The following is a 14,042-nucleotide window of genomic DNA, read 5'->3' on the forward strand; positions in this document are numbered from 1 at the left end:
GGGTGGCGTCGCCGACGCCTGCTGCTTCCCATGCCTGGCCCGCACACCCGCCACGCCAACCTGCTGACAGCGTGCGTACTGGCATTGCCGTTCCCGTTGCAACAACCGTTGCGTCAGGCCGTGCGCCAGCGCCAGTACCCGAAGTGCTGAACGCCATTCCATTAACAGAAACCGCCATTTCAGGCCCGCTGAGTGGGGTGCCAAGGTGCGCCGTTGTGCCAGTTGGGGCCGTTACTGCGCCTGTTTCCTTCGTTTCCGACGCGCCGTTCGTCGATGCCACACTGGTGGACGACACTCCGCCGCCTCGCTTCGCTGCCTTCTGGGCACCTCTGTCGGTACCGGGTACGGCTGCCCTGCAGCGCGACCTCGCCCGTCTGCGGGCCCAGCAGCGCAACCAGCCCCGTCTTACTGCCGCGCCGCTTCCACCCGATGACGAAGCCGCCCGCGATGTCTACCGCAACGACTATGTGGCCTTCCTCCGGCGCTATTTTCCGCATTATGCTACCGTCGATCCGGCGCCCATGCACGTGCAGGCGGCCAATGCCGTCCGCGACAATCCGACATGGAAAGGGCTGTGGATGTGGTTTCGAGGGGCAGCCAAAAGTACACATGCCGATGTACTGCTGCCGCTCTGGCTGCTGATACAGAAACCGACACAGCTGCGCTTCATGCTGCTGGTGGGAAAGTCGGAGAAGGCTGCCCGCCGCCTGCTCGCCGACCTCCAGCAGGAGCTTACCGGCAACCACCTGCTCCGGGCCGATTTCAATATCGTTCCGATGAAAGGTCACTGGACCAAAGGCGAGTTTGCCACCGCCTGCGGGGCGTCGTTTGTGGCGCTGGGAATGGGGCAGAGCCCGAGGGGCCTCCGGCGCAACAGCCACCGGCCCGACTACATTGTGGCCGATGACCTGGACCACGCCCAGCTGTCGCAGAACCCCCGCCGCGTAGACCGGTATACCCGCTGGCTCATCGAGGACGTACTCGGTACGCTCGACGTCGGCCGTGGGCGCTTCGTCTTCGCCAACAACCTCTTCAGCCGCAACAGCCTGATGGCGCGGCTGTCTGACCGGGGCACCTTCGAGTGTCTGCGCCTCGACGCCTTCGATGCCGAAGGGCTGCCCACCTGGCCTGCCAAGTACGGCCCCGAGGGCCTGTGGCTGCGCGAGCGTCAGCAGCAGATGGGCTATCGCGCCTTCGCCCGCGAATACCTGAATACGCCCGTGGACGAAGGGGGTGTGTTTCAGCCTCACTGGGTGCGCTGGGTGCCTGCCCTGCCCTGGCAGCAGTATCGCGCGCTGGTGTGTTACATAGACCCCAGTTTCCGCCACGGCCCCCAGGCCGACTACAAAGCCGCCAAGCTCTGGGGCCTTACGGCCGAAGGGCAGTACCACCACCTGCGGGCATTCGTGCGACAGGCCCCGCCAGCCGAGCTGGCCCGCTGGTGCCATGCTCTGGCCGCCGAGGTGGCACGTGCTGCGCCCGAGGCCGCCATACAGTTCGTGCTTGAAGGCGGCTTCATTCAGGATGTTTTCCGCGACGCCTTTGAGATGGAACGGCCACTGGGTGCGCCCACCCTGCCCCTGCGTATCGACACCCGTAAAAAGCCGCCAAAGGCCTACCGCATAGAGGGGATGGCACATTTATGGGAGCAGGGCCGCACGGCCTATGCTGACTCCCTCCGCACTGACCCCGACACCCAAACCGGCCTGGACCAGCTCTACGCCTTTCAGGAGGGCAGCAGAGCCCACGACGATGGCCCTGACGCCGATGAGGGCGCTCTATATCTGTTGCAGCAGCTAGCCCGCACTGCCGATGCGCCAACACCCATTGTGGGTCCACGTATCACCAATCGGTGGTACGGATAAGACCATTCTGTTAAGGATTCTGAACCATGCGTCTCCTCCTGTCAGCCATACCAAAGGATTCCTTATGTTTGAATCAACCACACGGCGGTTTTATACCACCACTCACACGATCAACCCTGACGTTGCCACGCGCGACGCACGTACTGTCATGATGAACTTTATCCAGGGAGAAGGCTGGACACAGGATTTGCGCCTCACGAAGGACGGCAAACCTCTGCCCGTTGGCCCACTGGAAGTGGCAGAACGAACCGTCCGCTCCATCGAAACGGTCATCAAGGTCAACGGCCGCCTTCAGGCCCGCTTCCGCTGGCCCTACGACGAGGAAAACTACCCCTACCACGAGTTTCTGGAGGTAGACCTCTTCGACGCCAACGTTATCCGCATGAAGATTTCGCGCAACATGTCGCGCCGTTTCGAGCCCGGGTACCTCACCGTCTTTACCTACGTGGAGTATCTCGACGGCCGGCGCGATACCGTCGTGCAGATCATCGGCAACCTCCTCCGGGCCGATCTCGCTGTCCGCATGACCGGCTGATCGTCAGCCACGTAAGTCTCCCGTTTCTGTTTTCGAATCCCGGCCTGCTGTCTGCGTGCCTCAGTCTACGTAGCCTTCAAACACGATGCGGCTTACCACGCCTTCGTCCAGCAGAAACACCAGTGTACCGTTCAGTTCGGTATTGTCCACCAGCACGCGGTCGCTGTATTCGGTGCGGTGCAGGGGGTAGGCATCCAGCGCCTCTAGCAGTTCGGCCTGGCTCATGCCCACGCGCAGCCCGTCTTTCAGAATGCAGCGCTTGGTACGCAGGTCGGCGCTCATCAGTAGAAATTCGCCGCTCGCGCTCGACCGATACAGCCGTATCGCCGATCCCGCCTCAAACCGCAGCGAGTATACTGTGTCAATCTGGGTGCTGTCGTGGGCATTGTGCTGGGGCGTGCGCACTACCTCGAAGGGGGCCAGAATGGCTTTCGTATACGGCGCAAAGGTCTTGGCGTCGGCCTCGCTCTTGATGTCGGCAAACGGGTTCTGGATGAAGTCGCGCGCCTGCTTGGCCTCTGGGTTGCGCTCGTAGTCGTGCTGAATCGAGTTGTAGAAGCTGTCAATCGCCGCCCGGTTGTCGGCCATTGGGGTTTCCTCGGGCGTCATCAGCGCTTCGGGGGTGTCTGCGTCGGTGGCTTCGGGGGTGCCACAGCCGCCCATCAGGGCCGCACTTAGCAGGAGGGAGGCAGGCAAAGCCCGCACGCGCTGATACATAGCCACAAAACTAAACAGGGAATAAGCCCCCGCAAGGATGAAAAAGGGTATTCCGTCAGTACAAAACTACCAAACCGCCAGCCGGTTATACCGTCACTACACCAACGGCCTTCACCAGGGCGGCCAGCATGTCGCGGCCGTCGGTTTCGCCCAGCAGGGGGTCGGCGGCGCGCTCGGGGTGGGGCATCATGCCAAACACGCGGCGGTTGGTGCTGCTCACACCGGCTATGTTGTTCAGCGAGCCGTTGGGGTTGCTCTCGGGCGTTACGTTGCCTGCGGCATCGCAGTAGCGGAAAATCACCTGCCCGTTGTCTTCGATGCGCTTCAGGTCGTCGGCGCTGGCAAAGAACCGGCCATCACCGTGGGCAATGGGGATTTTGTAGGCGCGGTCGGCCAGGTGCTCGTTCACGGCGCTGTTGTGGTGAGCCGGGCGCAGGTGCACGTGGTCGCAGATGAAGCGTGTGCCGCTGTTGCGCAGCAGCGCCCCGGGCAGCAGGCCCGCTTCCGTCAGAATCTGGAAGCCGTTGCAGATGCCCATCACATAGCCACCCTTCTCGGCGTGCTTCACCACCTCGGCCATGATGGGCGAGAACCGCGCAATGGCCCCCGACCGCAGATAGTCGCCGTAGGAGAAGCCCCCGGGCAGCAGCAGAAAGTCGCAGCCTTTCAGGTCGGTATCCTTGTGCCAGAGGTGTTCCACGCGTTGGCCCAGCAGGGTGCCAAGGGCGTAGATGAGGTCCTGGTCGCAGTTGCTGCCGGGGAAAGTGATGACGCCGAATTTCATACGGAAAGAGCTTGCGGGGGGCTGTGCGCCGCAAAGGTACAAACCGCCGGGCTAGGGCTGGCGCACTCCCACCGGATTTCTCAGAATCAGCAGTTCCACCCTCCGGTTGCGGGCGCGGCCCTCGGCGGTGGTGTTGGGGGCCAGCGGCATGGCGGTTCCAAAGCCCCGCACGGTTACACGGCTGGGCGCGATGCCCTGTTTCAGCAGCCAGGCGCCCACGGCGTTGGCCCGCGCCAGCGACAGCTGCTGGTTATAGGCTTCCGTGCCCAGCGAGTCGGTGTGGCCCAGCAGCTGCACGTGCCAGTCGGGGTGTTCCTCCAGCTGGTACGACAGCTCTTCCAGCACGGGCAGGGCCTGCGTCTTCAGCTCGGTGCGGTCCAGATCAAACTGCACGTCGGGCAGGGCATAGCGTACGCCGGGGGTCAGGCGCGTGTCCAGGTCTGCCGTCTGAAAGGGCAGGGTCTCCAGTTCGGGCGCCCGCTCCGACGCCACCAGCGACACGTCGTCGATGTAGTAGTAGCACGACACGCCCACTTCCAGTATCTGGCCCTTGGCCGGTGCGCCGGTCACGTACTGGGGGGTCTGGTAATACTGCACCTGCTTGTCGGGGGCAAAAAGGCCCAGCACCAGCCACTGTTCGCCGCCGGTTGCGCGCAGCTCGGCGGTTACGCGCACCCAGCGCTTTTCGTCCATGAGGGGGCCGGGCGCCATGACGGGGGTGTAGGGAATGTCGGTGAGCTTGGGCTGCTGGTCGGCCTGGGGCAGGTCGGCCAGCAGGGCCGCTTCGAGGCCACGGGTCGCGAAACCGGCCCAGTCGGCGCGGCTCATGTACAGCGTCAGGCGGTAGTAGTGGTTGGCGTCGAGGGCGGTGGTCAGCTTGATGGCCAGGTACTCGCGGTACTGCTCCCGCAGCGACGAGAAGAGAAACAGCCCGGCATAGGCTTCGCCGCCGTGTGCTTTCTGGTAGCCTACGCGGTTGTCAGGTACGTGCATGCCGTTGACGCCACAGGTGTGATAGTAGTCGGGGGTGCCTTTGTTGGGGGTGCGCCAGCCGGTGGCCAGACCAATCTGGAAGTGGTCGTTGGGACAGTCGCCCTTGGTCTCGAAGCCGCCATTGGGCACGAAGTTGTAGGGCGCAACGGGCTGCGGGGTAGTGGCGGGCGCGGCAGGCGTTTGGCCCAGCACCCCCACCGGCAGCAGAAGCAACAGCCAGCGAATCATGGAGTAAAGATAGGGAGGGGAGCGGGTATTGCTCCCCACGGCAATGTTTTACAGAACTGTCAACCGCTTACGGCCATGATAGTAACTTCACTTTATCATATGCTAGCATCCCCGCACAATTCTGCTGCACCTGCCGTTTCGAATTATATGGCACGGAAGGCGAAGCTGCGTCTGGAAAACGTGGAGTATTATTTTCTCCAGCGGGCTTTTGCCCATGAGGCAGAAGATATGTCGCCTTCAAAGCTGCAAAAACTCCTCTATTTTGCTCAAGGATGGCACATGGCGCTGCACAGCAAGCATCAGCCGCTGTTCGAGGCCGATTTCGAGGCCTGGCAGCAAGGCCCGGTCATCCCCTCCATCTGGTGGAAATACCGAGGGCTTTCGCTTTTGCTCTACCAGAACTTTCCGGGCAACTGGGATAACCTCCTTCTGCCACAGACCGATGACCCCCAACTACTGGAGTTTCTCGATCTCATTTGGCGTATTTATGGCTCTAAATCTGCATTTGAACTGGCCGAACTGACCTACCGAACCGGAACCCCCTGGGATCTCACACGCGACGACACCGGCCAGAACCGTGTAATCCCCAAGTCGTTGATGCTGGAATACTTCAAGAGTCAGGCAACACAGACAGCCATTGCCGTATGAGTGCGCCACTGACACCGGAAGAAGAAGCAGGTCATTTGCAGAACGACGCCCTCCGAATCACGGACACGAATACTGCTCCCGCTACGGCCAATCAGCCACGGCAGCCCAAAACGGAGCCCCTGTACCTGAAAGAAATCAAGGACCTGCGTACCAAGCGTATTCAGCTGGAGTCGGCCAAGCTGGACGACCGCCTCGAAGACCTGAAGCTCAAGCGGCGCATTGCTGCCTATCTGATTTGGATTCTGGCCTCCAGTCTGGTGTTTCTTGGGGTTGCCATCATTCTCAATGCCATCTGGCTTATCGGTATATCCGACAGTGTTCTCATTGCCCTCATCAGCTTTGTGGGCGTAAATGTTATTGGGCTGGTGCTCATTGTCGTGAAGTACCTCTTCCCTACGGAGACAAACCACCAGGACGAGCACAACCCGAATTCCTTCCTCAATCGCGCAACCGATACCGTTCCTCCCGAAGAAGTGGAAAAGGCCGCCTAGCTCCCCTCACGTGTTGCGCAGGGCTAGGGTGTGGGCGCGCTGTGTTTCCTGCTCGGCGGCGGCGGTGTGGCCCAACTGGTGCAGCAGGGCGGCGTATTCGGCGCTGGCATCGGCGTCCACGCGGTTCAGGCGCACTACGTAGGAGTAGTCTTCCAGCGCGGCCTCGGGCTGGTTCAGTGCGGCGTAGGCCCGCGCCCGCACCAAGTAGGCACCGCTCAGCCACACGTTGAGGCCGATGGCTGTATTGCAGTCGTCGATGGCGCGGTGGTAGTTGCCCAGATGCAGGTGGGCGCGGCCACGCAGCCAATAGGCTACATCGCGGTTCTGGCTGTCGGGGTGCAGAATCTGCTCGGTGCAGAGGCGCAGGGTGTGGCGGTAGTTGCCTTCGCGGAGGGTGCGCTCGGCCTCGCCGAGGTGCTGCACAGCCCGCAGTTGACCGTCCGACAGGCGCCAGCGTTTGGCCTCGCGCCAGATGAGCCACCACACGTAGCACCAGAACACCACCCACGCGGTTTCAGCAACTATGGGCATGGATTAGAAACACAGAAGGTACATCCTATTCAAACGCCAGTGCCGCCCCGTGCCGTTCCCACTCCGCAGGCAGTTTCCGCAGCTTGGAACGCTTCTATGTACGGTGAGGGGTGCGCCTCGATGATTAGACTCTGGGCTACCGATTTCTCCGTCGCCCTCGAAATGACGTGCCTTTATTGCGTGCGCGCTGTATGACGTAGAAGCCAATCATGCGGCAATACTAGCAGGTGGTGGGGCTAATTACAAAGTGTGCAGTTGGTGGATGTGCAGATTGCCCCTGTACAGGGGCAGTTTGATACCAATGTACGGGCATTCCATAAAAAGCCACGTCATTTCGAGCGAGCGTCCGCGAAGCGAGAAATCTACTTTTGGGTGGCATCGGCCGCACAGTTAGGTGGTCCCGATGCACCAGGATGTGCCAATTTCTCAGGCAGGCCCTAAGGCAGCCTTCGAAATGACGTGCTGGGGAGGAGCGTTACGGGTACTCGGGTGACGTGCTCCATGTGGTCATGCCGAGCCCGCAAACCTGCTGTCACTTCGCAGCGAGGGCACCGAGCGGGGAAGTCTCCCGAGGACGCAGAGGGGATTTCTCCGCTTCGCTACGAAATGACAGTAAGGGGTAATGCCGCTACAGATTTCTTCGCTGTGCTCGAAATGACGTGCTTTTGGGGAATGGTGCAGCCTTCGAAATGACGTGCAGGGGAGATAAAGCCTTCCCTCACTTCTTTTGGAAGGCCGCGAGGCCCCTGCGGAGCCAGTCGCGGTAGGCGGCTACGTCGGTGTTGTGGGCGCGGGGCTCTACCAGCATCTCGGCGGGTTTGCCCTCCAGCAGCTGGGCGTTGCGGGCGGGGTCCAGCAGCACGTAATAAGGCTGGGCTTGCGCGTTGAACACCGTCTCCTGGAAGTGGAGCCACTGGTCGCCGATGGTGCGGAGGCGGCGTCCGTCGGGGCGGTCAATGGGCTTGGGCAGCGGCGTGCGGTCGTCGACGTACAGCGAAATCATGACGTACTCGCCCGTGAGCAGGGCTTTCACCTCGGCATCGGGCCATACGTTGGCTTCCATGTGGCGGCAGTTGACACACGAGTGACCGGTGAAGTCGAGAAACACGGGCTTGTTGACCTTGCGGGCATAGGCCAGCCCTTCTTCCAGGTCGTAGAAGACGCAGAAGCCGGGGGGCGTGTGGCGTGCGAAGATCTCGGCGTACTTGCGGGGCGTGTTGCAGACCTCCTTGCCGGGGGTGGCAGCACCGGTTCCGCCAAAGCCGTCGACATAGCCAGCGGGCTTCACGCCGATGTCGCCATTGACAGGGGGCAGGAAGCCGGAGAGCATGCGCAGCGGCGCACCCCAGAGGCCGGGCACGAGGTAGAGGGCAAACCAGAAGGCGCCCACGGCCAGCAGGAAACGCGGCACCGACACGCGGCCCGTAGCGGGCGAGTCGTGGGGGAAGGTGAGCTTGCCGAGGAAGTAGAGGCCGAGCATGACGGCCAGGACAATCCAGGCGGCGAGGTAGATTTCGCGGTCGAGGAGGCCGAGGTGCCAGACGAGGTCGGCGTTGGAGAGGAACTTGAGGGCCAGCCCCAGTTCCAGTATGCCCAGGGTGATTTTGACGCTGTTGAGCCAGCCACCGCTTTTGGGCAGGGAGTTGAGCAGGCCGGGGAAGAGGGCGAAGAGGCCGAAGGGCAGGGCAAACGCCAGCGAGAAGCCCAGCATGCCGATGGTGGGCCCTAGGTAGCTGCCGCGGGCGGCCTCTATAATAAGGCCACCTGCCAGCGGGCCGGTGCACGAGAAGCTGACCAGCACCAGCGTGAGCGCCATGAAGAACGTGCCTGTTACCCCGCCCTGACTGGCTCGGCTGTCGGCGGCGTTGCTCCAGCGGCTGGGCAGGGTGATTTCGAACCAGCCGAGGAAGCTGAGCGCGAAGAACACCAGCATGGCGAAGAACAACAGGTTAACCCACGGGTTGCTGGCGAGCTGGTACAGCGCAGTGGAGCCAAACAGGGCCGTGATGGCCAGGCCCAGCGCCACGAAGATGAAGACGATGCTGCCCGAGTAGATGAGGGCGTTGCGGATGCCAGTGGCGCGGTTGGGGCTGTTCTTGGTGAAGTAGCTGACGGTGAAGGGAATCATCGGGTACACACAGGGCGTGAGCAGGCCGATGAGGCCGAAGGCGAAAGCTTCGAAGAAGAGCCCCCAGAGCGAGCGGTCGGAGGAGGAAACGGGAGCCGCGGACACAGGCTGGCGACTGTCACCTTCCGTGGGCGCAGATGTGGCAGGTGTAGTGGTTGCGGCAGTGTCGGTGGTCGTGGCAGGCGTGGTTGCCGGAGTAGCGGGTGTGGCCTCGGAGGTACCGGAGGTGTTGGCGGGGTTAGCAGTGGCCTGTGCGGCGGGCTGGGCCTTGAGGCTGATACGGACGGTGTAGTCGCCGGGGATGCAGGACGAGGAGTCGCAGACCTGGTAGCGGACGCCGCCGACAAGCTGCACGGTTTCGGCGGTGAGCTTCACCTTTTGGGTGAAAACGGCCGTACCCTCGAAGTAGCCTACGTTGGTTTCGAAGATCTCGTCGTACTTGGTGTGGGGCTTTCCTACGTCGACAAGGGCGCCTACCAGCTGGGCACCCCGGCTGTCGGGGTCGAGCTCGAAGGAGGTAGGCGTGGGGCCCGGCGGATTGGGCTCTACGGACGAATAGATGTGGAAGCCCGGGACGATTTTGGCGGTGAAGCGCAGGGTAACGACGTCGCCGACACGGTAGCCGCTGGCGGGCATTACCTCATGGCTCCAGGAGATTTTCTGGGCGATCTTGGGGCGGGGCAGCTGGGCGGCAGCCGAAAGGGCTGCGCTGAGGGCCAGCACCAGCCACAGGCCGGAACGAAGTAGTTTCATCACGTTGCAAGAATACGAAGAAGCCAACATGCCCACCGGAAGCAGGGTTCCGGGTTAACAAAGTATTGGGGTGGGTGTCGGAGAGATGACAGTGGGCAGATGCGCTGTAGCGAGTGGGCGGTGGCTGTAGGTTTGCGACAATCTGCATCAACGAGGCTGAATCGTCGGTTTTTTGTAAGGGCCACCTCGGACGGGCACAGTAATCTTGCCAGCATGTCAAGTTCTGTGCTGCACACCCTACGCCAATGGGCTATCCCTGTGCTTCTGCTGTTTGCGGTTACGGCTTTTGTGGCCTGTGACCCGGAAGAGGAAAGTAAGCCAACGCCCACGCCAGCTGGGCCCTCACGTCCCGAAATCCGCACGGTTTCGCCCCAGCGCACGGCCGCGGGGGCGCTTCAGACACTCCGGGGCAAGCATTTCGGGGCCAGCAAGGCGCTGAACGAGGTGAGCTTCTATGCAGCCGGTTCTACCACGCCGATTGCCCTGCCAGCGGACAGCATCAAGTCGGCGATGGACACGCTCCTGACGTTCCGCCTGCCGAGCACCCTGGGGGTGGGCGTTTATGCGCTCCGGCTGAATGTGGAAGGCCGTGCCGACACGCTTGCCGGCGCCTTCGAGGTGTTCACGCGCCCGGTGGTGAATGGCGTTGAGTTTGCCCAGGTAGTGCCGGGGCAGAGTTTCAAAATCACAGGTGCCAATTTCTCAGCCACGGCTGCCAGCAATCTCGTGACACTCAACACCCATGCCCTGACGGTTACAGCAGCTACCCCTACCGAGCTGACGGTTACGGTGCCGACGACGGTTCCGGTGGGCAGCTATCCGGTAGCGGTAACGGTGAACTCGGTAACGAGTCAGAGCAATCCTTCAGTGGCCATTGTGGCTGCACCGACGATACGCAGCTTTACGCCAGGCCAGGGCAGTGCCGGTACTGCGATGACCATCAGGGGCACAGGCTTCAACAGTCCGGCCGTACTGATTGGCACGGTGGCGGCAACGGTTACCGCCAGTACTGATACGACCATTACCTGTACGGTGCCCACTGGCCTTACGGCAGACCAGTCGTACTCCGTAAAAGTGACGAGCAACCGGGTTCAGGTAACCGCCACTGCCAACTTCACCTACCGCCTGATGTCCGTGCTTTCCAGTACGGAGTACACCACCTACGTTCCGTGGCAGACGTTGAAGATTTTTGCCAGTAACCTGGCAGCAGTACCTGCCAGCAACCAGATCAAACTGGGTACTGCCACGCTGACAGCCAGTGCCGTGAGTGTAGGCACACCCAGCTTTGTGGAAGTGACAATCCCAACGGGCACGCCTGTCGGCACTCAGTCGGTTTCGCTAGTGGTGAATGGCATTTCGTCCAGCAACAGCCTCAATATCAACATTACCGCTGCCCCCACTATTACCAGCTTCACGCCCACACAAGGTAGCGCTGGTACGACCATGACGATTGCGGGCACGGGCTTCAACGGACCGACGGTACTGATTGGCACGGTAGCGGCCACAGTTACTGCCAGCACGGCTACGAGCATCACCTGTACGGTGCCCAGTGGGCTCACGCACAACTCGGCATACCCGGTGAAAGTGACCAGCAATCGCCACCAAGTAACGGCTGCGGGTAACTTCACCTATCGATTGGCACCTACCTTAAGCAGCACAGAGTATGCGAGCTACATAGCTGGCCAGCTCTTGAAGGTGTATGCGAACAACCTGTCTACGACTGCCAGCAACAATCAGATCAAGATTGGCACCACTACTGTAACTGCCACCGCAGTGGGCACAACCACACCCACTTACGTTGCGGCAGTCATTCCGGCGGGTGTGCCGCTGGGCAACCAGACAGTATCGTTGATCGTGAACGGGGTTCCTTCAACGAACAGTTTGAATATCACGCTGAATGACGCTCCGACCATTACCTCGTATACCCCGGCAATTGCCGCTGCCGGGGCTACGCTGACCATCACGGGTACCCACTTCAGCAATCCGACGGTTAAGATAGGAGGCGTATCAGCCCCTATGACCAGCAGCACGGGCACGACCATTGTCTGCACGGTTCCTTTCGGATTGGAAGTTGGCACTGCCCAGGAGATTCGTGTTACCAGTAACCGCTACGACGTAGTGGCGTCTTCCAACCTACAGATTAGCCAACGGCCACAGATGGGGGCATGGGAATACACTGCCTATGTACCGGGCCAGACCGCTCAGTTGACCGCCTACAATGTTTCCTCGACGGCAAGTGAGAACGTACTGAAGGTGGGGTCGGTGCATATCCCTGCCAGTTCGGTAACACCTGGCACCCCTGCATTACTGACATTTACCCTGCCTGCGGACTTAGCCACGGTGGCGTACAGCACACAGCTTCTGGTGAATGGGGCTACCTCCAGCAACAACGTGGTACTGAATGTCGTAGCCGCACCGACCATCAGCAGCGTAAGCCCAACCCGCGGGGGGATAGGAACCGAGGTTACCATTCAGGGGGCCAACTTCAGTTCCCCGATTGTACAGTTTGGTTCTGCAACGGCCACGGTGTTGTCCAGCACATCCAGCAGCATTACCTGTACAGTACCTGCGGGCCTGACACTTGGTATGAACTACCAGGTGCGGGTTACGAGCAACCGTGCGGTGGTGACGGCAGCTACCCAGTTTACGATGTCGGAAGCGTTCAGCATCACTTCGATTACGCCAGCCAACGCACAGTACATGGGGGAACTGATTACCATCAACGGCGTGTCGCCGGCGTCGGGCAATGCGTCCAACACGACGGTTACAATCAATGGTACGGTTGTACCCATTGAGACGTACTCGCCCACCAGCCTGACAGTACGTCTGCCTAATATGGTGTACGGTAAATACCCGATTGTGGTCAATATCAACAATGTGCCCTCCAATACGGTCAGCTACACGGTATCGGGTTACTTCCTCTCGCTGTCGGCAACACAGGCCGCGCCGGGTGATATTGTCACCATCAACGGACGTGGCTTCAATTCGGATGCTGGTGGCTATAATGTCGCGATTTATTATTGCTCGGGGGGTAGTTGCTCTCTCAAGGCCCATTCGGTATCGTATGGAATGTACCTGCCGATTGAAATCGTATCGGTCTCCAATACACACATCAGCTTCCGGATGCCTTCGGGCCTTGTACCCGGCTTAACGTACTTGATTGAAGAGCGTGTGCTGGCTCCGGGAATCGGCAATAGCAGACTTCCCAATCGACCGGGCTACTCGGGTTCGTCTAACCTGATTGCCAGATAGACGTGGAAATCGTACGCCAGTACTGCCCGCTCCTGCCAGAGTGGGCAGTACTGCGTTGAGGGGGCTTGTGCATCCCGCGGCATTAAAAAACCGCCCAGGGGACTGGGCGGTGTGTGTGTTACGTGCCGAACACACCAAGAAGCACTCCTATAGTAACTAGACCCATGGCACGTCGGCATACGGGAGATACAGCGACGTGGATGTACTGTAAAGAAAATACCTGGTGGCCTGCGGGGTACCGGGTTGGTGACGAATGGGCAGAATGGCGGGACAAATACCCCAAGTGCCGCCACGAATGGTTAGGGCGCCAGGGCCAATAAGGGGACAATCCCTCAAATGGGTTGGAGGTGCAAGGGCTATTGTCTAATTTGTCTTGCAACAACAAACCTACTGGCATGCGCACACTGGTATTGTCGGGCCCGGTGGCAGGGACGCCACCGCAACTGCTGCAACATACCCGGCTGACGCTGGGCAACGAAAGCGCCGCAATGGCGCTGGGCGAGCGCCCCCCCATAGCGGTGGTGGTGCTGGACCACAGCAGCCAGTGGGGCCCTGTGACTACCTGCCGCGACCGTCACCCACAGGCCCTGCTCGTGGCCCTGGCCCCTTCGCCCACACCCGACGACCGGCTGGCCGTTTTCCAGGCCGGAGCCGATGTGGTGCTGCCACACACCGCCCCCGCCGAGCGCTGGGACGCCCTGCTTCTGGCCCTGGCTGAGCGAAAGGAAGCTTTTCTACATCAACTTGATGACCAGATTCCGGAGGTGCTGGACGCCGTGCAGGCCTATCTGCTGGGCGACAGCTCGGATGGTGAGTTCTTCGACATCTTCCAGCGGAATGTGCTCACCTCGCTGACCGAACTCGAGACCGCCTATGCCCAGCGCCATCTCAACACCGTGGGCACTGTGCTGCATGGCATTAAAGCAGGTTTTCACTATTTTGGTTTCGAAGCACTTTTCGAACAGGCCAATGAGTTGGACCACAGGGCCCGCGCCATCGACCCCGGCGCGGACTTCGATCCGACCTTCGACCGGTTGCTGTTGGATATGATCGAAAGCCTTTGGGCCGTGCGCGCGGCCCGCGCTGTGTATCTGCATTGACCCATCCCGACCTATCT

The 14,042-nt window shown here is 60.9% G+C and carries 11 protein-coding genes; 6 read left to right on the plus strand and 5 right to left on the minus strand.

The annotated features are described in order from the left end of the window. Positions 1-71 precede the first annotated feature (71 nt). Both AC2D8O_RS13320 and AC2D8O_RS13325 read left to right on the plus strand, forming a co-directional pair. Positions 72-1,865, plus strand: a complete 1,794-nt coding sequence (locus tag AC2D8O_RS13320) for a hypothetical protein (RefSeq protein ID WP_484679336.1) — start codon at positions 72-74, stop codon at positions 1,863-1,865. Between the two features lie 64 nt (positions 1,866-1,929). Beyond that, the gene (locus AC2D8O_RS13325; RefSeq protein WP_484679337.1) at positions 1,930-2,400 is read left to right on the plus strand and encodes a hypothetical protein; all 471 of its coding nucleotides are present in this window, start codon (positions 1,930-1,932) and stop codon (positions 2,398-2,400) included. A 60-nt stretch (positions 2,401-2,460) separates the two neighbouring features. On the opposite strand, the gene AC2D8O_RS13330 is transcribed toward AC2D8O_RS13325, so the two are convergent. The 3 genes from AC2D8O_RS13330 to AC2D8O_RS13340 all read right to left on the minus strand — a co-directional run bounded on the left by AC2D8O_RS13330 (position 2,461) and on the right by AC2D8O_RS13340 (position 5,122). After that, positions 2,461-3,117 carry a hypothetical protein gene (locus AC2D8O_RS13330; RefSeq protein ID WP_484679338.1) on the minus strand — a complete coding sequence of 219 codons (657 nt, stop codon included), beginning with the start codon at positions 3,115-3,117 and terminating at the stop codon, positions 2,461-2,463. An 85-nt stretch (positions 3,118-3,202) separates the two neighbouring features. Continuing rightward, positions 3,203-3,901: a phosphoribosylformylglycinamidine synthase subunit PurQ gene (purQ, locus tag AC2D8O_RS13335; protein WP_484679339.1), complete on the minus strand. Its 699-nt coding sequence runs from the start codon at positions 3,899-3,901 to the stop codon at positions 3,203-3,205. A gap of 51 nt (positions 3,902-3,952) precedes the next feature. Further along, complete coding sequence (locus AC2D8O_RS13340; protein ID WP_484679340.1) at positions 3,953-5,122, minus strand: OmpA family protein; 1,170 nt, start codon at positions 5,120-5,122, stop codon at positions 3,953-3,955. Positions 5,123-5,269: 147 nt separating this feature from the next. On the opposite strand from AC2D8O_RS13340, the gene AC2D8O_RS13345 reads away from it, so the two are divergent. After that, the gene (locus AC2D8O_RS13345) at positions 5,270-5,770 is read left to right on the plus strand and encodes a Panacea domain-containing protein (protein ID WP_484679341.1); all 501 of its coding nucleotides are present in this window, start codon (positions 5,270-5,272) and stop codon (positions 5,768-5,770) included. Continuing rightward, positions 5,767-6,261: a hypothetical protein gene (locus AC2D8O_RS13350; RefSeq protein WP_484679342.1), complete on the plus strand. Its 495-nt coding sequence runs from the start codon at positions 5,767-5,769 to the stop codon at positions 6,259-6,261. The genes AC2D8O_RS13345 and AC2D8O_RS13350 overlap by 4 nt, the downstream gene beginning before the upstream one ends. Before the next feature lie 6 nt (positions 6,262-6,267). Here the strand turns inward: AC2D8O_RS13350 and AC2D8O_RS13355 are convergent, their stop codons facing one another. Together AC2D8O_RS13355 and AC2D8O_RS13360 are read right to left on the minus strand one after the other, a co-directional pair. Beyond that, positions 6,268-6,792, minus strand: coding sequence for a tetratricopeptide repeat protein (locus AC2D8O_RS13355; RefSeq protein ID WP_484679343.1), 525 nt, complete (start codon positions 6,790-6,792; stop codon positions 6,268-6,270). A 718-nt stretch (positions 6,793-7,510) separates the two neighbouring features. After that, positions 7,511-9,673, minus strand: a complete 2,163-nt coding sequence (locus AC2D8O_RS13360; RefSeq protein ID WP_484679344.1) for a protein-disulfide reductase DsbD family protein — start codon at positions 9,671-9,673, stop codon at positions 7,511-7,513. A gap of 213 nt (positions 9,674-9,886) precedes the next feature. On the opposite strand from AC2D8O_RS13360, the gene AC2D8O_RS13365 reads away from it, so the two are divergent. Together AC2D8O_RS13365 and AC2D8O_RS13370 are read left to right on the plus strand one after the other, a co-directional pair. After that, the gene (locus tag AC2D8O_RS13365; RefSeq protein ID WP_484679345.1) at positions 9,887-12,925 is read left to right on the plus strand and encodes an IPT/TIG domain-containing protein; all 3,039 of its coding nucleotides are present in this window, start codon (positions 9,887-9,889) and stop codon (positions 12,923-12,925) included. A 395-nt stretch (positions 12,926-13,320) separates the two neighbouring features. Then, positions 13,321-14,025: an Hpt domain-containing protein gene (locus AC2D8O_RS13370; protein WP_484679346.1), complete on the plus strand. Its 705-nt coding sequence runs from the start codon at positions 13,321-13,323 to the stop codon at positions 14,023-14,025. Positions 14,026-14,042: the final 17 nt, after the last annotated feature.

This window comes from Pontibacter sp. T17 (assembly GCF_057219875.1).